The organism is Fibrobacter sp., assembly GCA_024399065.1.
Taxonomy (GTDB): Bacteria; Fibrobacterota; Fibrobacteria; order Fibrobacterales; family Fibrobacteraceae; genus Fibrobacter.
The window spans coordinates 42,228-64,039 of record JAKSIB010000019.1; the positions used below are offsets into that span (position 1 = coordinate 42,228).

At 48.1% G+C, this 21,812-nt stretch carries 13 protein-coding genes; 6 read left to right on the forward strand and 7 right to left on the reverse strand.

The window, feature by feature from the left end:
• Positions 1-124: 124 nt before the first annotated feature.
• Entirely contained in the window at positions 125-2,035 is a 1,911-nt protein-coding gene (gene mutL / locus MJZ25_10335) for a DNA mismatch repair endonuclease MutL (protein MCQ2124570.1), read from the forward strand.
• Here the strand turns inward: mutL and MJZ25_10340 are convergent.
• The 3 genes from MJZ25_10340 to MJZ25_10350 all read right to left on the reverse strand — a co-directional run bounded on the left by MJZ25_10340 (position 2,003) and on the right by MJZ25_10350 (position 8,658).
• On the reverse strand, positions 2,003-3,172 hold the full coding sequence (locus MJZ25_10340) for a lipid-A-disaccharide synthase (protein MCQ2124571.1): 1,170 nt from the start codon (positions 3,170-3,172) through the stop codon (positions 2,003-2,005). The two genes, mutL and MJZ25_10340, sit on opposite strands and share 33 nt — an antisense overlap.
• Positions 3,159-7,022, reverse strand: a complete 3,864-nt coding sequence (dnaE, locus tag MJZ25_10345) for a DNA polymerase III subunit alpha (GenBank protein ID MCQ2124572.1) — start codon at positions 7,020-7,022, stop codon at positions 3,159-3,161. The genes MJZ25_10340 and dnaE overlap by 14 nt, the downstream gene beginning before the upstream one ends.
• A gap of 112 nt (positions 7,023-7,134) precedes the next feature.
• Complete coding sequence (locus tag MJZ25_10350; protein MCQ2124573.1) at positions 7,135-8,658, reverse strand: LamG domain-containing protein; 1,524 nt, start codon at positions 8,656-8,658, stop codon at positions 7,135-7,137.
• Between the two features lie 186 nt (positions 8,659-8,844).
• Between MJZ25_10350 and MJZ25_10355 the strand changes: the two genes are divergently transcribed.
• Entirely contained in the window at positions 8,845-9,897 is a 1,053-nt protein-coding gene (locus MJZ25_10355; protein ID MCQ2124574.1) for a glycosyltransferase family 4 protein, read from the forward strand.
• Positions 9,898-9,900: 3 nt separating this feature from the next.
• Complete coding sequence (locus MJZ25_10360) at positions 9,901-10,842, forward strand: flippase-like domain-containing protein (GenBank protein ID MCQ2124575.1); 942 nt, start codon at positions 9,901-9,903, stop codon at positions 10,840-10,842.
• A gap of 81 nt (positions 10,843-10,923) precedes the next feature.
• On the opposite strand, the gene MJZ25_10365 is transcribed toward MJZ25_10360, so the two are convergent.
• The 3 genes from MJZ25_10365 to der all read right to left on the reverse strand — a co-directional run bounded on the left by MJZ25_10365 (position 10,924) and on the right by der (position 14,056).
• Entirely contained in the window at positions 10,924-11,937 is a 1,014-nt protein-coding gene (locus MJZ25_10365) for an NAD(P)-dependent glycerol-3-phosphate dehydrogenase (protein ID MCQ2124576.1), read from the reverse strand.
• Between the two features lie 63 nt (positions 11,938-12,000).
• Positions 12,001-12,681, reverse strand: coding sequence for a glycerol-3-phosphate 1-O-acyltransferase PlsY (gene plsY / locus MJZ25_10370; GenBank protein MCQ2124577.1), 681 nt, complete (start codon positions 12,679-12,681; stop codon positions 12,001-12,003).
• Positions 12,620-14,056 (reverse strand): ribosome biogenesis GTPase Der, encoded by a 1,437-nt coding sequence (gene der / locus MJZ25_10375; GenBank protein MCQ2124578.1) that lies wholly within the window; start codon positions 14,054-14,056, stop codon positions 12,620-12,622. The genes plsY and der overlap by 62 nt, the downstream gene beginning before the upstream one ends.
• A gap of 319 nt (positions 14,057-14,375) precedes the next feature.
• On the opposite strand from der, the gene MJZ25_10380 reads away from it, so the two are divergent.
• Positions 14,376-16,748: a hypothetical protein gene (locus tag MJZ25_10380; protein MCQ2124579.1), complete on the forward strand. Its 2,373-nt coding sequence runs from the start codon at positions 14,376-14,378 to the stop codon at positions 16,746-16,748.
• Positions 16,749-16,799: 51 nt separating this feature from the next.
• On the opposite strand, the gene MJZ25_10385 is transcribed toward MJZ25_10380, so the two are convergent.
• A complete protein-coding gene (locus tag MJZ25_10385; GenBank protein MCQ2124580.1) occupies positions 16,800-17,201 on the reverse strand; it encodes a (deoxy)nucleoside triphosphate pyrophosphohydrolase in 402 nt (133 codons plus the stop codon).
• 140 nt (positions 17,202-17,341) lie between these two features.
• Between MJZ25_10385 and MJZ25_10390 the strand changes: the two genes are divergently transcribed.
• Positions 17,342-18,994 (forward strand): T9SS type A sorting domain-containing protein, encoded by a 1,653-nt coding sequence (locus MJZ25_10390; protein MCQ2124581.1) that lies wholly within the window; start codon positions 17,342-17,344, stop codon positions 18,992-18,994.
• Between the two features lie 212 nt (positions 18,995-19,206).
• Positions 19,207-21,812: valine--tRNA ligase (locus MJZ25_10395; protein MCQ2124582.1), on the forward strand; the 2,606-nt coding region annotated here is incomplete at its 3' end.

A 21,812-nucleotide genomic window follows, 5' to 3' on the forward strand; every position in this document is an offset into this window, starting at 1 on the left:
ATAGATTTGAAAGCACTTTTTTACCTCTCATTCCATGACCTGGATTTATTGAACTCAGGCCACACTTTTATCCTAATTTAGCAAAATAAATCTTTAGTGCAAAACAATTGTCTATATTTTACCCATGAATTCGGCTAAAATCCACTTACTCTCAGATGAAATCATCAATAAAATCGCAGCAGGCGAAGTTATTGAGCGACCGGCATCCGCCGTCAAGGAACTGGTAGAGAACGCTATTGACGCTGGAGCAACCCGAATTCAGGTATCCATCGAGCAGGGTGGCAAGAAAAAGATTCAGGTAACCGATAACGGCAAAGGAATGAACGCCGCAGACTTGGATCTCTGCTACCTCAGGCATACCACATCAAAGCTTTTTGATGCCGACGATCTTTTCCACCTCCACACAAATGGTTTCCGTGGCGAAGCCGTGGCATCCATTGCAGCCGTTTCAAAACTGACAATTACCAGCGCCACCGACGAAGGAGACAGCGGACGCATCATCCTTAATGGCGGAAATGTCGTTGAAAAACAGGACATTCAAGCTTGCCGAGGAACAACGTTCCTTGTTGAAGACTTGTTCTTCAACACCCCTGTCCGCAGAACCTTCTTAAGCAGCGAAACCGCAGAAGGCACCCGCATTTTTGAGGTAATCCTCAAAACAGCCATTGCACATCCCGAAATTCGTTTCGACTACAAAGTCGGTGACAAGACTGTTTTCACAGGTGTTCCAGGAGAGCTCCGCAGCCGTATTGCAGAAGCCATCGGTTCCAAGATCGCAAAAGCTCTCCTCCCCGTCGATTATACAGAAGCCGGCATCCACGTTTGGGGCTTTGTCTCCCCCACAACCGAAACCAACGGCAAACGCAACCATCAATTCCTTTTCATCCGTAATCGTCCCATCGAAAGCAAGATGGTCAGCAAAGCGGTGACTCAGGCTTACGAGCCCTACGGCGCACAATGCAAGCCCGTATCCGTCTTGTTCCTAGACATGCCGGATATGGAATTCGATGTCAACGTCCATCCTGCCAAAAGAGAAGTCCGTTTCGCCAACGGCAACCTGGTATTCCTTGTGGTGTCCCACGCCATTCGCGAAACATTCAAGCAAGACATGGAAGCTAACGCACCCTTCATCGATCTTGCAGAAGAACTGGGAAAAGAACAGGACGAAGTTGTCCCCAATTGGTTGAGTGATGTAAAGCCAGCGCAAAGCTACGGATTTTCCGAGCCTGTAAAAACAGCACAAACATCCGGCACAACCAGCGAGACATCCAAAGATTTCAGAGAGGAACCAAGTTTCGGCGCCATGCCGCGTCCAGAAACACGCCCCGTTTTCACTCCGGTAAAGTCAAGTAAGCCCATCAGCGACGTTGCACAGGATTTGTTTAGCCAGCCCGAAGCCGGCAAAATCATTTCTCTTGAAAACGAACCTGTAAAGCAGCCCGTCCAAGATCCCATTTGGAATCCGCCAACATTCTTCCAAATAGCAAACACATACATTGCTGGTGAAGACGCAAACGGATTGCTGGTTATCGATCAACATGCAGCCCATTCCAGAGTTCTCTACGAGCAGGCTCTCGACATTCTGCGCAACGGATCCGCATTGGACAGCCAAGAACTTCTCTTCCCTGAACTTCTTGAACTTTCCAAGATTGAAATTGAAGTTTTAAAGTCTGTTGCTGACCAATTCGAACGCTTAGGTTTCTTCATTGAACCCTTTGGCGGCGACACCTACCAGATTCGAGCCATTCCCAGCGCATTGCCCTTATCTCGGGCAATCAAGGCCGTAAAGGACTTCTTAGATAGCATTGGCGATCGTAACGACGGTAGCGGCGACATGGTCAAAGTGCAGGACGTTATAGCAAAGGCCTGGGCAAAAACAAATGCCTACCAGGCCGGGGATAAGCTGAAGTCCGAAGAAATGGCATCTCTGGTAGGGCAATTAATGGCTACAGAAGAACCGTTAAAGTCTCCCTACGGAACACCAACCTTGATGCGTTTGACTCTAGACGAGCTTAGCAAAAAATTCAGACATTAATTTTTCAGAATTGTAATCAGCTTGTAAATTCTGCAACAAATCTCTTGAAAATGACGGTGTCACAGCCGTCATTTTTTTTACGGTGTCCGCAACAGCATTTAACGTCTGCAAATCAAATTTTCTCGAAATAAATTCTGGGAAAACATTCTCTTGAAGAATGATATTCGGCAGAGCAAAAAATTTTGTTTTCACGGAACGTTTAGCCACGGCCATAGTCAAAAAATCCGGTTTCGTACACACCACCGTTGGACAATTGGACAAGGCAAGTTCCAGAGTCGCCGTGCCAGGTGCAGAAACGGCCATACAGGCAGATCGGTACAATTTCACACGCTCTTCTGCTAATTTAGGAGACACACAAACGGAGACCTTCCGTTCCAATGCTGAGCAAAACTTGGTCAAAGCCTTTTCGAAAACAGGAACAAGAGAATCCCTTGCAGCTAGCAAAACTACTTCCTTGCTCTGCAAAATAGCATTCTGTTCACACTTTCTTATAACATCAAGAAATACCTGAATGTTTCTCAAGGCTTGACTTTTTCTGCTTCCCGGCAACAAAAGAATTTTACCGCCATCATCAGCAGGAGAAGCGAAACACTCCGCATCAGCTTGCAAAACCGATCTTGCAAAAGGGTGAATCATTTTCACCACGTTGCAATTAGCACTCTTGTACGCCTCACGTTCAAAATCAAAAAATACAGCCAAAGAAATTCTATCACAATTGGCAAACAACTTCGCACGATGCGATTTCCATGCCCAAATCTGAGGTGGCGCAACGTACAGCACCGGCTTTCCTAATTTCTTTGCCAGAGCCACCAGTTTCATATTGAAGCCCGGATAGTCAATGGACACCAAGCCTTTGCAGTCCTCGGATTTCAGCGCAGTTTCTAGGGCCTTGTAATTTTTACGAAGCTGAAAATATTTCGGAAGAACATCTCCAAAACCAGAAACCGGCAGGGCATCGAAATTAATCAGCGGAAGCAAACCCGCTTCTTGCATACGGACTCCGCCAGCACCACAAGCCATGTAATCTTTTTGATTGCAGCGACTGGCAACAGCAACTTGCTTTACAAGTTCCTCGCCAAGGCAGTCCCCGGAATCTTCGCCAGCACAAAAAAGTATGTACGGTTTACCGCTTTGCACGGTTAGATACCCAGACCTTCAACGATCCCAAATCCTTACGGAGATACTGGAACAATTCCGGAGTATAGACAACTTTCTTTTTCTTCAGGGAAAGAATATGTGAATAGCCAGATTCGGTTTCTACGTGGCAGACAATTTCACAGGCATGTTCACTTTCATCGAAGGGTTCGTAGCGGTCCATAACATCTTTCAGTTTCTCAATAAATTCCTCAGTCACCATTGAAGAATAAATTGACATGTGTATGTAGCTAACCATGCTAGAACGCACACGATCCAGCTGAACAACTTCTTCGACAATCACTTGTTTTTCTTCACGATCGCGCTGCTGTTCCAGGACGCCCTTCACAAGAACGCGGTCATCCAAAGCCACAGAATCACGAAGCTGCTCCCAAGTATCCTTCTTGAAGAAAATACCAACATCACCGTGGAAGTCCTGAATATTGCCAGAACCCAAAGTGTCACCACGCTTAGTTTCAAAAGACTTCAAGGAAGTGATGACGCCGCCAACAATAACAGTGTCACCAAGATGCTTACTCAATTCATCATCCGCCAAGGAGCAGCTGGTAAAGCCCTGCAATTCCGGACGGAATTCATCAAGAGGATGTCCGGAAAGGAACAAGCCAAGAACATCACGTTCCTTGTTCAGCATTTCCATAGCAGTCCATTCTTCAGCTTCTTCCAACACCTCTGCGGAGCTATCCATTGCCGGAGCCGCGCCACCCAAGTCAAACAAGGAAATCTGACCACGGTCGCGATCTTCCTGACAACGGGCAGCCACTTCCAAGGCGCGATCTACAGAAGCCATCAACACGGCTCGGCTTCCAGGGAACTCATCCAAGGCGCCAGCCATAATCAAGCTTTCTACAAAGCGTTTGTTCATGGGAGCGCGTTTTTCCTTCTGCTCGCCTTGGTATTCAGCCACACGCTTGGTAAAGTCAAACAAATCCTTAAACTTGCCACGTCGTTCACGTTCAGCTACGATATCATCAACGACACCAATACCCACACCACGAATACCGGCAAGGCCAAAGAGAATCTGATGTTCCTTATTTGCCGTAAACACACCCATGGAGGCATTGATATTAGGAGAAACCACTTCAATATCAAGACGCTTACATTCCAGGATGATGGTCACGATATCTTCAGTCTTACCCATCTTGGATGTCATGGAGGCAGCCATGTATTCCGGACCATAATGGGTCTTCAGATAAGCAGTCTGATAAGCAACGTATGCGTAAGCAGCAGCATGACTCTTGTTAAATGCGTAACCGCAGAACGGAAGCACCGCATCCCACACCTTCTTAATCAATTCGTGGGAATAGCCTCGGGCTTCGCACTTGGCAAAGAATTCCGGAGTCAGCTTTTCCATCTTTTCAGGCATTTTCTTAGCCATGATACGACGGATGTTATCAGCGCCACCTAGAGAATAACCACCAAGAATCTGGGCCAGCTTCATCACCTGTTCCTGGTACACGATAACACCATAGGTTTCACCAAGAACCTGTTCCAAGTCCGGATGGTAGCAGTCCACTTCTTCAGTGCCCAACTTTCGTGCAATAAAGTGCGGAATCTGATCAATCGGGCCCGGACGATACAGGGCGTTCATAGCGATCAAGTCTGTGATACGGGTCGGTTTCAGTTCACGCAGGTATTTCTGCATACCCGGAGATTCGAACTGGAACACCGTAGTGGTCATACCCTTACTCAGAAGTCCAAAGGTTTCCTTGTCATCCAAAGGAATATGGGCCATGTCCACTTCGATATCACGGTTTTTCTTAACCATGTTCACCGTGTCTTGAATGATGGACAAGTTGATGAGACCCAAGAAGTCCATTTTCAGAAGGCCGATATCTTCTGCGTAATGCTTATCGTACATCACCACCGGAGTATCTTCAGCGGCAGCACGATACAAGGGAGCCAAGTTGTAAATAGGAGTCGGGGTAATCACCACACCACAGGCATGAACACCCGTCTGGCGCGGAAGATCTTCCAGAGACAAAGCCACGTTCCAAAGGTTCTGGTAGGAAGCGCGGCTGTTGATCATTGCCTGCAACGGTTCCGGGCTATAGCCATCTTCCAAGGGATTGCCCTTCTTGTCCTTACCCGTCCAAGCCTGCTTCAAGCTGAAATTCAATGTACGCTGGGGGAACAACTTGGTAATGACCTTTGCTTCGCCCGGGGCAAAACCAAGTACGCGAGCCACGTCTGTAATCACAGCCTTGGACTTAAGCATGCCGTATGTAATAATCTGGCCTACGCATTCCTTGCCGTACTTTTGGGTCACGTAATCAATCACACGACCACGGTCACGGTCCGCAAAGTCCGTATCAATATCAGGCATGGACACACGTTCCGGATTCAAGAAACGTTCGAAGAGCAAGTCAAACTTCAGCGGGTCAATGTCCGTAATACCGATGATATAGGTAACAAGAGAGCCTGCTGCAGAACCACGGCCCGGGCCCACGGGAATACCATTATTACGAGCCCAGTTAATGAAGTCCCACACAATAAGCAGGTAACCCGCAACGTTCATGTTTCGGATACAGTTCAGTTCCTTATACATGCGTTTGCCAACGTCAGTCTCATGTTCCGGGAACTTAAAGTTCTCTTCCGGGAAACGCCACTTCAAGAAACCATTGCAAAGATGGATGATGTAGATATCAGAATCCGACCCTGGTTTACACCAGCGATGGACAGCCTTTTCCCAAGCCTTATGGTCATCTTCATTGAATAATTCAGGAGAAGCCAGGCGATCGATTTCAGCTTTGTCCTCGTCAGTCAAGGCATCTGGTTCGATACCTTTCTCTTCGCAAATCTTGGCCTGAAGTTTTTTCTTTTTATCCTTGATGACGCCGCCCAGTTCTCTTTCCTTGACAACCGGGTACTCAGCATCATATTCGGCCTTCATAATGGCCTTGATTTTCTGATATTCTTCACCCGCCAAGAAATCATCTGGGATTTTGAATCGGGGCCAGAATTCATCACCGATACCGGTTTTCACGATATAGTTGCAACGTTCTGCAATCTTAACCGTATTTTCGATGGCTCCAGGAATATGACCAAACAGTTCGCGCATTTCTGCTTCGGACTTGTAGTAAAAGCCTTCTGTAGGAAAGCGTTTGTCCTGAGAATCGTTCAACGTTGTCTTTGTGGAAATACAACGGAGGATTCTATGTGCCTGGGCATCTTCTTTTTTGATGTAATGGATGTCACCGACAGCCACAACTTCACGGCCCAATTCATTGGCCAACTGAACAGTATAATCGTTCACCAGTTTCTGCGGAGCAAAGCCATTATCGCAAACAGAGAAATACAAGTGATCGTGATCGAAAATCTTGTCCAGGCGTTCCATGTATTCGCGGGCAACAGAATTTCGGCCTGCTGCAACGCTGGTACCATACTTACTGAAAAAGTCACCTGCAATGGCAATAATGCCTTCCTTGAACTGTTCAACCGTTTCCAGGGGAACAGACGGAATTTCAGCCCAACGATCGCCATCTTCGTAACGGTAGCTGACAATACGAAGTAGGTTATAGTAGCCCTTTTCGTTTTCAACAAGCAGGGTCAAACGTTCGTATGTTGTAGTATCCTTGGGAGTGGCACTGGGTGTATCCACATAGATGTGGCATCCGTGAACAGTCTTTACTGGTGGAAGGCCCTTTTCCTTTCGCTTCTTGTTCAACCCCTGTCCGCGAGTCTGGATTTCCAAAATACCAAACATGGCGCCATGGTCTGTAAGAGCCACGGCGGGAGCATTATCATCGGCAGCTGCAGCCAAAATATCATCCAATCGAGCGGACGACTGCAAAACAGAAAATTCAGAATGTGTCTGGAGATGAACAAAAGCCATAATTACAATTTAAAAATTCCCAAATAAAAAGACGACTTACCATCAGGTAAATCGCCTTTAAATGAAGATTTGTCAAAAAAAATTAGAATCAGCAGGATCTTGATCAGTCGAACTATTCTGCGATCGTGAAACTATTCACGACAATGTTATCAAAGGTTCCAGAACCATAATGAATGTTAGTCGTCACCTCACTCATGCAGCATTCATCCTTATAGCCAATCATAATCTTGTCATAGTTATAAATGTCGGTTCTGTATGACGGCATAAAGCCAAAATCGCTTTCTGCAGAAGCAATCAAGGTTCCATTGACATAAAGAGACATAGATCCTTCCAGCCATTCTGCACGAATCTTATTCCAACCGTCATTAAACTTCACCGGACCAAAGACATAGCGTTGTTCATCCTCCCCGTTCTTGAAGAAGTAAAGATTCTGATTCAAAACGAGGAAACTCATACGGCCTTCGTTAGAGCCAAGCAAAGCACTATTTTTGTAATTAAAAGCTGAATCCGGCTTGAAATCGAATTCTGCATAACCATAGGGAATTTCCATATCAAAGCTAAAAGGCAAAACAACCTTTTCACCGGACTTAATAGACAAAGCCTTTCCACTAACACCTTCTACATAGGAAACTTCACCAAGGTCTGTTCCCATGTCAAAGTTTTCGGAATAAATGGGAGTGGAAGATTCAATATGCTTCTTGGCAGGAGCAGCCGTATCTGCAGTAATAACAGTATCAACAACTGTGGTATCGATCACATCCGGCAAGTTCTTGTAGCGAAGGGTTCTGGAAATACGGAACTGGTCGAAGGAGCCCGATGTTGTCATGCCATGGTGCTGACCGGTAGGTTCCATACAGCAGTAGCTCTTGTAGCCAATAACCAAAAGATTGCCGAACTTTTTACCACGGGTCGACGGCTCATAGCCCAGAGTATGTTCCATGCGGGCAACGAGAGAGTCATTTACCCACAGGCTTAAATAGCCATCGCCCCATTGACCGCCAATCTTAGTCCAACCAGAACCAAAATCAACAGGAGCCTTCACGAAGAAATGCTGATCCGCATGATTTTTCTGGAAAATCAATTCGCCGTCTTTCACAAAGAAATGAAGTCTTGCTTCGTCATTGCCAAGCAAGGTACGAGCAGGCTTGTCAAAGAAATCTTCGCCGGGACGGAACCAGAATTCTACGGTACCCTGAGACATGGGGCGAGTCAAGTTAATGCCCAACGGAGCAACCTGGCCATCCTTAAGATTCAAAGCCAAGCCACAAACACCCTTAACCAAAAAACCTTCCTGGAAAATGTATTCCAGTTCATCGAGATTTTCCGTAAGTGCATCCATCATGAGTGCGGGGAACTTACATCCAAGGTCATCAAGCAAATTTGTATTAAGGGGTGCCTTACCAGAAGCATTTTCCAAGGAATCAAAATATTCCGGAACACCAAAAAGGTTCCAAGAGCGCCACAGGGTAGCTTCGCTTGAGCCCATTGCAACAACATTCTCATTGTTATCGGGAACATTGGGGCTGGAAACGTCTTCGGAATTAGATCCTTCCGAGCAAGCAATCAAGGACGCTCCCAAAAGACAGGACCCCATCAAAAGGGCGCCTATACTAAACTTTTTGCTGAAAAATTTCATAAATTCCTCCCTATAGTTTTTCATATAGCAACTGAATTCAATATATGAAAAAATCACTTCCTTTGCAAGAAAGTGACCGAACGAGGGTCCTTTTTGCATTAGAAAATCAAAAAAGTTCTATTATTTATATAAAAGGACAAAGCCAAGACTATGAAACAGTTTCCAAAAATAGCGATTGATGCACGCATGGTGCGCAAATCCGGTATCGGGACCTGTATACAGCATTGGCTAAAAGATGTGGGTTACCGCATTGCCTTGGGCAATCCCTCCGAACTTGACGAGTTCAAGGAATTTGTTCCTACGCAGATTCCCTTTATCAGCAGAATTTACGGATACGAAGAGCAATTAAAGTTTCCTTATAGCAAACTGCGCAGGGAACACCCCGATATTTTACATGTTCCCCACTGCAACATTCCTCTGTTCTACCGAGGAAAGATGATTGCAACCGTCCATGACTTGACCCATTTGGTCTATCCGGAATTTTTACCGTTCAAATTGGTCCATCTCTATTTCAAATTCATCTTTTGGTTTGTTTGCAAACGAGCCAACCACATTATGGTGGTTTCGGAAAGCACCAAGAGAGACTTGCTGCGTTTCTACAAAGTTGACGAAAACAAAGTTACCGTCGTTCCCCTTGGTGCAGGCTCTGAATTCATACGAAAGCAAAAAACAGATATTGAATACCTTTACGACAAGTACAATATTCCGCGTGACAAGAAGACCGTTCTTTACGTAGGCAACTTCCTTCCCCACAAGAATTTGAACGGACTTCTGGAAGGTTTCGCCCAGATGAACGGCAAGGAAAACTGCAGACTTGTTCTCGTAGGAAAAGCGTTCGACGGTCGAACCAAGGCCACCAAGGAAGCTGAACTCGGGATTCAGGATTTGACAATCCACGCAGGAATGGTAAGCCAGGAAGACTTGGTCAACTTGTACAACTTGGCAGACCTATTCGTCCTACCCTCCTTGTACGAAGGCTTTGGTCTGCCCATTTTGGAAGCGATGGCTTGCGGCACGCCCGTTGCCTGCTCCAACACATCATCCATGCCCGAAGTCGGAGGCGGCCTGGCAACCTACTTCAATCCCAAGGATTCGTCAAGCATTGCTCGCGCACTAGAAGCGGCTATCGACACCAAGGGGCTTCACGATGCAGAAATAGAAGTCTGGGTCCACAAGTTTTCCTGGGAAAACTGCGCAAAGCAGATCCAAGACATTGCAATTAAAGTTGCAGAGCAGTAATCCATGAATCAGCGCTTAAAGAAAATCCTTTCCAACCTGCTGAAGATCGCCATTAGCGTTGGCGGTCTTGCATACATTTTCTGGAAGGTCCCTTTTGGCGAGGTCAGCAACCACTGGACAACGCATGCGCTTCCCTGGATTGGACTCATCCTGCTTTGCACCGTTTTTAGCATGTGCATTCAAGCAATCCGTTGGCGTGGTTTGCTGCTCGAAGAAGGCAAGAAAGTTCCCTTCAAGACATTTTATTCCTACATCGCCCTAGGCTACTTCTTCAACAATCTTCTGCCCAGCGGTTTTGGTGGTGACGCCGTTAAGACAATCGCCTTCGGAAAGAAATTCGGCAATACGGCCAATTCTGTTGCTGCGGTTGCCATCTCAAGAGTCATGGGACTTTTGGCAATGTTCATTTGTTTCTTTGCCATGTTGCCCTTCGTGATTTCCCGCTACGACATTCCACCTCTTTACACAGGTGCGGTAAGCGTTGTCGCCTTGATTTGCATATTCATTATCATTGGCGGCCTGTTCTCCGATAAAATTAAACTGCCGGAAGCCATTACAAAGCGCGTTCCCTTCTTGCTGAAATTGCAGAATGCCTTTTCCATCTACCGCAATTATCCCAAGGCATTTTTCCTTTCTGGCCTGGATTCCATCTGGTTGCAGATTTCCTCCATCGTAATTCATTACTCCTATTTCCAAGCTGTCGGCGTTCCGGTGGATTTGGCAACCATCACCGTATTCATGACCATCACGATTACCATCACAATGCTTCCCATTTCTATTAACGGCATTGGTCTTCGTGAAAATCTGAACGTAAGTCTTTTCACTGGTCTCCTGGGAATCCCCGCCGACATCGTTCTAGCAGCAGCCCTTATCGGATACATTCCTATGTTGTTCCAGGCCGTGCAGGGCGCCTTTGCTTTTGCCCTATTGAAAGGCAAGAAATAAGTTCAATCGAAACCCACAAAAATTTTGAAAAAAAAGTCTCAGCACAAAGCCGAGACTTTTAAATTTTGATGTCGAGAAAGATTATTCCCAGTTTTCAGCCTTGAGCTCGCGACCCCAGATTTCATCGAAGACATCCTTAACAGTCTTGCCACCATAGAGCAATGCGTACACGCCGTTAACGATAGGCATATCCACACCAAGTTTATCAGCCAAAGCCTTAGTGCTGCGGCAGGTCGGAACGCCTTCTGCGATCATCTTCATGCCACCAAGAACCTGATCAATGGTTTCGCCCTTACCGATGTGTTCACCCACATAGCGGTTACGGCTGTGCTGAGAAAGGCAGGTCACAATCAAGTCACCCATACCGGCAAGGCCAGCGAAGGTTTCGGGATTGGCGCCCATAGCCTTACCCAAGCGGCACATTTCTGCCTGACCACGAGTGAGGAGAGCTGCACGGGTATTATCGCCAGCGCCGATGCCGTAGAGAACGCCGGAAGCAATTGCAATCACGTTCTTCACGGAACCGCAAAGTTCAACACCGATAATATCGGTAGAAGTATAGACGCGGAGGTAGGAGCAGCTCATTGCCTGCTGGACAAGCTTTGCAGAGTCCTCGTTAGTAGAGGCTGCAACGATAGCGGTCAACACATGACGGCTAACTTCTTCAGCATGGGAAGGACCACTAAAGGCAACCATCTTGTCGTCGGTGAGCCAAGGAACCTTTTCAAGGAGAACTTCGCTCATGAGCTGGTTGGTACCTTCGAGAATACCCTTGGTAGCGCAAACCACAACCGGTTCCTTACCCTTTTCCGGAGTCCACTTACCAAGATTTTCGGCAACACCACCCATGAACTGGGACGGCACCACGATCATGACCATTTCAGCACCATCGAGAGCTGCGTTCATATCGGTGGTATACTTGAAATCGGCCGGGAAAATCACACCAGGAAGCTTATCCTTGTACTGGTGTTCGGTAGAGAGCAAGTCTACTTCAGCCTGAGAGTTTGTCCAAAATGTAATGTCGTTCTTATTTTCGTAAATCACCTGACCCAGGGTAAGACCCCAGCCACCAGTACCCAAAACTGTAACTTTCATTGTGAAAACCTCTTTTTTGTAATCTACATAATTAATGAGAAATAAAGTACTTTCAGCGTATTTTTATGCTTTCGGTGCCTCGGATTCATTTGTTTGAGCAATTTCAGCACCCTTCGGGGTCTTGCGCTTGCTACCAAAGCCATTTTCGGTACCATTCATCAAACGCTTGATGTTACCACGATGCTTGATGATAATGAAAATGCCGATCAAGGAAGTAACAATTGCCAGAGGCAAGGTGAAGTGGTCGTACACCGGATAAGGCGCGCCGCAGTAGCCCATGACAGACAGGACCACCAACATAGCGCAGGCACCAATGCTACCCACAGACACATACTTGGTGGAAACCGTAAGAACAATCCACACAGCGAACGCAGTAAGTGCGGTAACCGGGCAGAGGCAAAGGAACACACCGAGAGCAGCGAGAACGCCCTTACCACCACGGAAGCCGGCAAAGCAAGTGTAGCTGTGGCCCAAGATTACCAGGAGGCCGGCAACCAGGGGAACCCAGTAAGTGTAATCGGCACCGCCGGCTGCAACCTGGGCTTCACACATCTTCATGGCGATGAAAGGACCAAAGAAGCCCTTCAGCAAATCCATGAAGACTACGGGAAGAGCGGGCTTCCAACCAAGCACACGGAAGGTGTTGGTCAAGCCGGCATTCTTGGAACCGTAGTCACGGATATCAAAGTTTTTTCCTTTCGCGAGTTTTGCGATCCAGATTGCGCTGGGGATCGCCCCCAACACGTATGCTATTGGAAGACTCAGTAAACTGTTCAAGTTCTTCATCCTTTCTAAGGGTTAATTTCATATCGAAGTTCAAGCGGAGGGGAGCACCCTGCAGCTGGAATTCTTCGTAAAACTTTTTCATGAGGTAGCGCTTGTAGGATTCTGCCACAAGATCCGGAGTACGGGTTTCGATGGCGATCACAGGCGGTTCCACCATAATCTGGCAAGCGCGGGTCAGCTGCACAACACGGGCGTTCTGGCTGGGCACCGGATTTTCTTCAATGAACTTTGCAAAGGCGGCGGCAACATTATCGCGACCAAGCACACGGCGGCAGTTTGCATAAACTGTCTGGATTGCCTGGATAACACGGCTTACGCGCTGACCTTCCTTGGCGCTGATGCTGAGGATGGGAACATATTCCAACATAGGTTCACGTTCCAACATTTCCTTGACCATATGGTCGAAAGATTTTTCAGTCTTGTCCGGAAGAATGTCCCACTTGTTAAGCACAAGCACAAGACCCTTACCAGCCTTACGGATATCGGTAATAATGCGGAAATCCTGGACTTCAAGACCGCGGGTGCAATCCACCATCAAAACGGAAACGTCGGATCGGCGGATACTTTCCAAAGTACGCATGTTACTGAAGATTTCAACTTCATCATCCACCTTGGCCTTCTTGCGGAGACCTGCGGTATCAGTAACAACAAACTTCTTGCCATCCACCACGAAATCGCAGTCGATGGAATCGCGAGTCGTGCCCGGAATATCGCTAACAACTGCACGGTCTTCATTAAGAAGACGATTCAGCAATGTGCTCTTACCTGCATTGGGGCGGCCAAGAATGGCAAAGCGAATGGGACGTTCTTCCTTGCGTTCTCCGCGTACCGGAGTAGGCAACACGGCAATGACTTCATCAAGAAGAGAAAGGCAGGCATAACCAGTCAAGGCACTGATAGTGCGAGGCTGACCAAAGCCAAGTTTCAGGAATTCATAGCTTTCCTGACGGTCCTGACCATTCTCGCTCTTGTTTGCAACAAGAATAACCTTCTTATCCAACTTACGGATAAGACGAGCGAACTGCTGGTCCAGCTTGGTAATACCCACACGGACATCCACCATGAAAAGAACCAAGTCGGATTCTTCAACGGCGTTGAAAATCTGGGTGCGAACGCTGTCGGCCAAGACATCGATGGTATCATCGGGCAAGAATCCGCCAGTATCCACCACCGTAAATTCATGTCCCTTAAAATTTGCAACCTGGTAATGACGGTCGCGGGTAACGCCATCGCGGTCACTGACCACGGCGGCTCGACGACCGAGGATTCGGTTGAAAAGGGAGGACTTACCCACGTTGGGGCGTCCAATGATACATACAATAGGTAACTTCATTGGCTCTAAATATAGAAAAAGACAAGAACCGAGAAAAAAACGCCCTTATTTAAAAAGATTTTTTGACCTCAAATCACAGTTTTTTGCAACTTTAAATTTTTTCGCCGTTTTGTATCATAAACCTATTGACACGTGATACAAAAGAACTTATATTCCTTTACGGGTTAGGAGGTATTCAATGCTATCTTAAAAATTTTTCAAATCTATCCTCGTTCATCTCTCCTGAAAAAAAGGACTCGCCAAGAGTTCCTTAACGGGTATTCTTGGCGAGAAAATTTTCAAACATACACACATAATTTCAATAAAACTTGGGGGTTTTATGAAGGTCTCAAAACTTGCATTGGGATTAGTTTCTCCAATGTTGCTCACCGCTTGTAGCGAAATGATGGACAACGAAGTCGTCGCTTCCACCCTGTCAAACGCTGCTGCAGTTTGCAATGCTGATAACAACAACGACGTTTGGTTTTCCTCAAAGGACAACGCCTATTTCTCTTGTCAAAATGGTTCCTGGCACAAAACAGAAGTGGTAGCCTCTGTTCGTACTCCGGAAGAAGCTTCGGGCAAGATTGAAGTACCCAACGCTGAAAAGAACTACGCAGAAATGCCGCAAATTCCTATGAGTTGCGACATTGATGGCGATAAGTACAAAATCACAAAGGATTGGAGCGTATACCAGTGCCAATACGGCCTTTGGGTATTGGTCGCCGAAGACTGGGATGTGGGCCCAGTCATGAGTAGCAGCAGTAGCTACAATCCGAATCATGGCAACCACCTCTATCTGCCAAACGCCATGTGGCGCGGTGACGAAAGCATCTATCAAATTGAAACCGGAATGGACAACGGCTCCGAAACTTCTGGCTACTGGTTCTCTTTCAGCGATGACGCAGACGGAGGCATGTCCCAAATTATTTGGCCCGTAAACATCGGAAACGATTACAGTGAATTCGCATTAGATCCTATCATCGACTACTGCGAAGGTCTTTGCGGCACCTACGAACTCAATAAGGGGACCTTAACCTTCGCCCCCTTTGCAGGTGTTGGCTTCAACGTTGCGGGAGAAGATGATTACGGAATGCCCGTCAGCGCCGACATTTCTTCCTGGGGCGGCATTTGCGTCACATACAGCGCAGACATTCCTGTTAAATTGGAATTGGTCATGGACGATCCCCACGAAGCTGAACTCGATTTCGACCACCCTATCGTACTGATGCCCAAGGCAACAACAGATGCTCAGAAATGTTACGATTGGTCTAGATTCAAGCAAGAAGGTTGGGGTTCCGGAAAGATTACCGGTGAAGATGCTAGCCAAAAGACAGCATCCATTCGATTCTCCTTCGCGGGACCTAGCGGTTCTAAGGGCAAATTCAACATCCTTTCTATTGGACGTTATAATGAAAACAGCAACAGCACACCTATTCAGAGTTCTTCCTCCTCTCACGAAGAGCTGAGTGTACAGCCTTGTTTCACTAAGGACGACATGTTCTGCCACGGAGAAAACAACGTCGTCAATACCGGATTCAAGAACAACCAGGCCGGTTACTTGTTTGAATACAACGACGAAATTGACGGAGGCAAGTCTGCTTTCATCTGGCCCGTTGAATTGGACAAAAAGTCTGACAATGCCTATGCTCCCATCATCGACCACTGCGACGGACTCTGCGGTTCCCTTCTGTTGGATAGGGGAACCATGTATTACGATCCGTTCACCAGCATCGGATTCCGCGTAGCAGGTATCGACAAGTCTGGCGAGCCCATTTCTGCCGACATTTCCAACTGGGGTGGCATATGTCTTTCCTACCAGTCAGATGCCGCCATCTCCATGGAAATTGGCTACGACGAAGCCAACGAAGCTGAAGTTGGTTTTGACGTGCCGTTTGTAAGTCTTCCCAAAGCCAGCAATGGCACGCAGAAATGCTTTACCTGGAGCCAATTCAAGCAGGCCGGCTGGGGTACGAAAAAAATCGCACCCGAAGACAACGCAAAGAACGTAACCGCAATCCGCATTAAGTTCCAGGCCAAAACCGGCACCACTGCAAATTTCCGCATTGACGCCGTATCCAAGTACAACACCGTTTACCCGCCCGTACAGCCCAAAGGCTTTTTCTGGAACGGAACAGAAAGTGTCTATCAAATTGACACCGGCCTTGACTACGGCATGGAAGATTCCGGCTACTGGTATGAATTCGGTACTGACAGCAAGAAAACCTTCATTAAGTGGCCGGTAGATAAGGGTAACGGATACAGCGAAGAAGCAATGGATCCGATTATCGAATACTGCGGCGGCGTTTGCGGCACCGTTACTACAAAGAAGACCCTTTTTGGTAACACAAGTCAGAAAGTCGGTATCGCTTTTAACGTTGCAGGAACTGATGAAATCGGTAGCGTCATGACTGCAGACGCATCCAGTTGGAACGGCATTTGCGTTACCTACACAGCTAGCGAAGCTTTTAGCATGGAATTAAGCATGGGCGATCTTGACGAAGTCCTAAACAACGATCTTCCTGCAGTTACCATCCCTAAGGCAGCTTCCGAAGCAAAGGTTTGCTACGCATGGGACCAGTTTAAGGGTTCAAAGTGGAGTCAGGTAAGCAAGGACTTTGCAGAAAACCTTGCATCCGTTCGTTTTGCATTCACTCCCGCAAAGAACAAGAACATCAACTTCAACATCATTGAAGTTTCCAGCAACAACTAAGTTTCCCTAGTACCAAAACGAGCAACGTCGGATTTTTTTCCGGCGTTGTTTTTAATTAATTTCTTCAAGCTTTTCTACCACAGCAATATCAGCCGGAAGCCAATTCACGGAGCGGAGTTCTTGTTTGGTAAGCCAGCAGGCGGATTCGTGTTCCAACAACGTCAATTCGCCGGAAAGGATCTTGCAGAAATAGCAGTGCATGGTAATGTGGCGACCAGGGTAATCGTGTTCTACGGTTGTGATAAAATCACCCACTTTCACATCAACGGCCAGTTCTTCTTTGAACTCGCGAGCCAGAGCCTGCTCCGGAGTTTCTCCCGGTTCTGTTTTTCCACCGGGGAATTCCCAGCCACCCTTGAAATCACCATAGCCACGCTGGGTGGCCAGGAACTTCTTTGAACCATCGGGACATTCATCAACAATAACGCCAGCAACCACTTCTATTGTTTTCATGCAGCCATATGTAGAAAAATTCGCTTTTTACGGCTAAAATGTTTTGACAAAAGAAAATGTCTTCAACAGTTTACTTGACCAGAACCTTATTATAGGATATATTACGTTATAGGCAATTTTGCCTTGGATGTGATGGGATTATGAAAAAGACACTTTCTCTTTTAAGTGCCGCTTTGGTGGCTACTTCTTTCGCTGCGGATCGCGGCATTGCTTTAAACAAGACTATCGAAACATTGGAGCCCATGAAGGGCATCGTGTTCTGGCCCGATCAGGCCAAGAGCAACAAGGATTATTTGGGAGCCATTTCCCTTGAATTTTCCTATTGCCTCCCCTGTGCTGTAGTCACAGGAAAGACAGGCGACAAGCTGAATTACGACTGGAGTTCTTTCGAAAAGATGCTGGATGACGTGGCCAGCCGCGGGCACCAGGCCATTGTTCGATTCCGCATAGAATACCCCAGCGAAACTATTAGAAATGCGCCCAACTGCACCCAGAACGTGAAGGGCGCCACCGCAGTTCCGCTATACATCAAGAATATGGCGGGCTACACGGAAACCTATTCCGAAGACCCAGGCGGAGATGGTCCTACTTACTACGCGGACTGGAGCAGTACAGAGCTGATGTGGTTCTACAAGCAGTTCTATACAGACTTTGCAGCCGCTTACGACAAGGACCCGCGAATTGCCTTTGTGCAGGTGGGTTTTGGACACTGGGGCGAATACCACATTTACGGCACAACGAAAAAGTTCGGTGTCAACTTCGCCACCAAGGATTACCAGGCTGAATTCCTGAAGCACGTGGCCGCTCAATTTACAGAAACGCCCTGGAGTGTTTCCATTGACGCTGCGGATAAGCAGTATTCTCCAGTGGTTGAAAGGGATGATTTGCTGGCGTTAAATTTCGGACTTTTTGATGATTCTTTCATGCACGCCGAACACGACACCACACAGGGCTACGGCGACAACGAAAGGAACTGGCGAGACATGGGTCTGGACCGCTGGAAAACAGCACCCGGCGGCGGCGAAGTCAGCTACTATACGGAAAAGGACCAGCAGGAATTTTTGAATCCCGACGGACTTTACGGCATCACCTGGGAACAAGCCGCCAGCAAGTACCACATGACTTACGTTATCGGTAACAACTCTCCCGATGGCAATTACGCCACCAAGGAACGTCTCTACGAAGCTAGCTCCTTCGCCGGCTACAAGTTTGAAATTACCGCCTACACCGCCAACGAAAATTTCGCCTCGGTAACAGTAAAGAACATCGGCATCGCCCCGCTGTATCACAACGCCTACGTCACCATCAAGGGCAAGCGCAGCGAAACATCTCTGAAAGGTTTAATTCCCGGCGAAGAAATCATCTGCAAGATTGACGGCTTGAACATCGCAGCCGACGAAAATCCCGAACCCACCATTACCAGCGACAAGCTGCTGGAAGGCAAGACCATTCCCTACCAGGCAAAGCTGAAGGCAAGCGCACCGGTCGCAGAAAGCAGTTCCAGCAGCGCGACTTCCGTCAGTTCAAGCAGCTCCGAAGCAGAATCCCCATCGACCATCGAACGCGGCGCAACCATTGCAGGCAGCATCTCGGCAATCCATAAGGACGGAAGCGTTTTAAACTTCGCCCCAACTGCAGGCCACTCCATCGTCATCACAGACATGCAGGGTAAGGTTCTTGTCCAGAAAAACGGCCTAACAACTTTCAATACAAATCGTCTGCCTCGAGGCCACTACATCGTCCATTACCGCAGCGCAAGTTTGAAAGAAACCATGCCGATTACGGTGCGTTAAAGAAAATCCGTTGCAAAGGTCTATCTATATCAATGAAAAGCAGCTCTATTCAATGGCTGTTTTTTTTACGTTTTTTTGGAAAAATTCTAAATGGCGCTCTTTGAGCGCATTTAGTTCGGCTCGGATATGCCAAATTGTGTAAACACATTTGGCGCATTTCTCACCTTTTTCTAAATTTGCCCACATTAAGAAATTATTTGTGGAAATAAATTATGGAAACACGTTATAATTCTTCAGAAGTTGAAGCCCGCTGGCACCAGACCTGGGCTGACAAAAATAGCTTTGCACCTAGCGGTAAGGGCGAACCGTTCTCTGTCGTCATTCCGCCTCCTAACGTGACCGGAGCCCTGCACCTGGGCCACGCCTTGAACGACACCCTTCAGGATATTTTGGTACGCTACCGCCGTAAGACAGGCCGCGACACTTTGTGGATTCCGGGTACGGACCATGCCGGTATCGCAACCCAGGCTGTTGTGGAAAAGCGCTTGTTCCAGGACGAACACAAGACCCGTCACGACATTGGCCGCGACGCTCTGGTGGAACGCATCTGGAAGTGGAAGGAAGAATATGAAGCCCGCATTACCAAGCAGTTGAAGAGCTTGGGCGTGAGCTGCGACTGGAGCCGTCAGCGCTTCACCTTGGACCCCATCTGCGCCAAGGCTGTTCGCCACGCCTTCTTCAACCTGTTTAAGAAGGGCCTGATCTACCGCGGTAAGCGTCTGGTGAACTGGGACACCAAGCTCCAGACCGCCGTTGCCGACGACGAAATCTATTACGAACATGTGAAGGGTCACTTCTGGACCTTCAAGTATCCTCTGGCCGATGGTTCGGGCTTTATTCCCGTTTCCACCACCCGTCCGGAAACCATCATGGGCGATACCGCTCTTGCCGTGCACCCCAGCGACGAACGCTATGCACAGTTCATCGGCAAGATGCTGAAGGTTCCCTTCGTTGATCGCGAAATTCCAGTGATTGCAGACGCCATCCTCGTGGACAAGGACTTCGGTACTGGTTCCGTGAAGGTGACTCCGGCTCATGACCCCAACGACTATGCTACCGGCCTCCGTCACAAGCTCCCCATGATCAACATCATGAACGATGACGGTTCCTTGAATGAAAACGCCGGCAAGTTCCAGGGCATGAAGGGCGCTGCCGCTCGTGAAGCAGTTGTTGCAGGTCTCGAAGAACTGGGCCTTTTGATCAAGGTGGAAGACCACGAAATGGACGTGGGCCATTCCGACCGTAGTAAGACTGTTATTGAACCGTACCTCAGCGACCAGTGGTTCGTGAAGATGGACGTTCTTGCCGAAAACGCAATGAACGCCGTGAAGTCCGGTGAAATCAAGATTATCCCCGAACGTTACGCCAACAAGTACTTGGATTGGCTTGGCGAAAAGCGCGATTGGTGCATTAGCCGTCAGCTCTGGTGGGGCCACCGCATTCCTATCTGGCACACCGACGCAAGCGAAGAAGAACTGAAAGCCGTATTCGGCAACCGTGAAGACATCTTCTTCTACAAGGCAGAAAACGGCGGCTACCTTGTTTGCTCTCAGGAAGAAAACCTTGCAGAAGACGCAGTTCCGGGTCACGTTCTCAAGCAGGAAGACGACGTTCTGGACACCTGGTTCTCCAGTGGTCTCTGGCCCCACTCTACCATGGGTTGGCCGGAAAACACCGACACTCTTAAGAAGTACTACCCCACTTCCGTGCTGGTGACCAGCCGCGACATCATCACCCTCTGGGTGGCTCGCATGGTGCTGTTCTCCCAGGAAAACATGGGTACGATCCCGTTCCACACCGTTTACATCCACCCGAAGATCCTGGACGGCAATGGCATGACCATGAGTAAGTCCAAGGGCAACGGCGTGGACCCCATGGACATCGAACGCAAGTACGGTACCGACGCTCTCCGCTTTGTGATGGCAAGCCTCTGCACCGACAACCAGGACGTTCGTCTGCCGGTGAAGAAGGAAAAGCAGGAAGACGGTACCGAAATCAACACTTCTGAAAAGTTCGAAATTGGCCGTAACTTCTCCAACAAGATTTGGAACGCTTGCCGCTTCCTCTACCCGCAGCTGGAACAGGCTGGCGCCCTTGCCGCCGAACTTCCCATGGACAAGAATTTGTTCGCACTGGAAGACAAGTGGATCCTTTCTCGCCTGCAGACCACCATCAAGGATGCTACCCGCATGCTGGAAGAATACCACTTCGCAGAACTTGCAGGTTTCCTCTACCGCTTCGTGTGGGACGACGTTTGCAGCCAGTACCTTGAAATCAAGAAGGCTGTGATCAACCGTGAAACTTTGGACGCCGAAAAGAAGAACGCCATGGCAATCCTCAGCTACGTGCTGAAGAACGTCCTTGACCTTCTCCACCCGGTAATGCCCTTCATCACTGAAGAACTGAACAGCATCCTGTTCCAGGGTTCCGAAATGGTGATCAGCCGCCCCTGGCCCACCGCTGATGAATCTCTCATCAACAAGGATATCGAAGCAGCATTCGACCAGGCATTCGCCGTGGTGGAAGCCGTTCGCGGTGTCCGTGGCCGTTACAGCGTTTCTCCGGCAACCAAGCTGAAGGCTGTAGTGAGCGTCGACGATGCTGCTACCGAAAAGTCCGTGAATGAATGTCTCGCTATCATTACCGAACTTGGTGGCCTCGAAAGCATTACCGTTGGCGTGAAGGCCGCTAAGCCCAAGTTCAGCGCATCTGCCGTTGTTCCTGGTGGCGAACTCTTCATCCCGCTGGAAGGTATCCTTGACCCGGCTGCAGAAATCGCACGCCTCGAAAAGGAAATCGAAAAGGCAAAGAGCTTTGC

Coding starts and splice junctions, on each gene's coding strand:
- mutL (MCQ2124570.1), top strand. CDS start 125: ATGAATTCGGCTAAAATCCACTTACTCTCAGATGAAATCATCAATAAA.
- dnaE (MCQ2124572.1), bottom strand. CDS start 7,022: ATGGCTTTTGTTCATCTCCAGACACATTCTGAATTTTCTGTTTTGCAG.
- MJZ25_10350 (MCQ2124573.1), bottom strand. CDS start 8,658: ATGAAATTTTTCAGCAAAAAGTTTAGTATAGGCGCCCTTTTGATGGGG.
- MJZ25_10355 (MCQ2124574.1), top strand. CDS start 8,845: ATGGTGCGCAAATCCGGTATCGGGACCTGTATACAGCATTGGCTAAAA.
- MJZ25_10360 (MCQ2124575.1), top strand. CDS start 9,901: ATGAATCAGCGCTTAAAGAAAATCCTTTCCAACCTGCTGAAGATCGCC.
- MJZ25_10365 (MCQ2124576.1), bottom strand. CDS start 11,937: ATGAAAGTTACAGTTTTGGGTACTGGTGGCTGGGGTCTTACCCTGGGT.
- der (MCQ2124578.1), bottom strand. CDS start 14,056: ATGAAGTTACCTATTGTATGTATCATTGGACGCCCCAACGTGGGTAAG.
- MJZ25_10380 (MCQ2124579.1), top strand. CDS start 14,376: ATGAAGGTCTCAAAACTTGCATTGGGATTAGTTTCTCCAATGTTGCTC.
- MJZ25_10385 (MCQ2124580.1), bottom strand. CDS start 17,201: ATGAAAACAATAGAAGTGGTTGCTGGCGTTATTGTTGATGAATGTCCC.
- MJZ25_10390 (MCQ2124581.1), top strand. CDS start 17,342: ATGAAAAAGACACTTTCTCTTTTAAGTGCCGCTTTGGTGGCTACTTCT.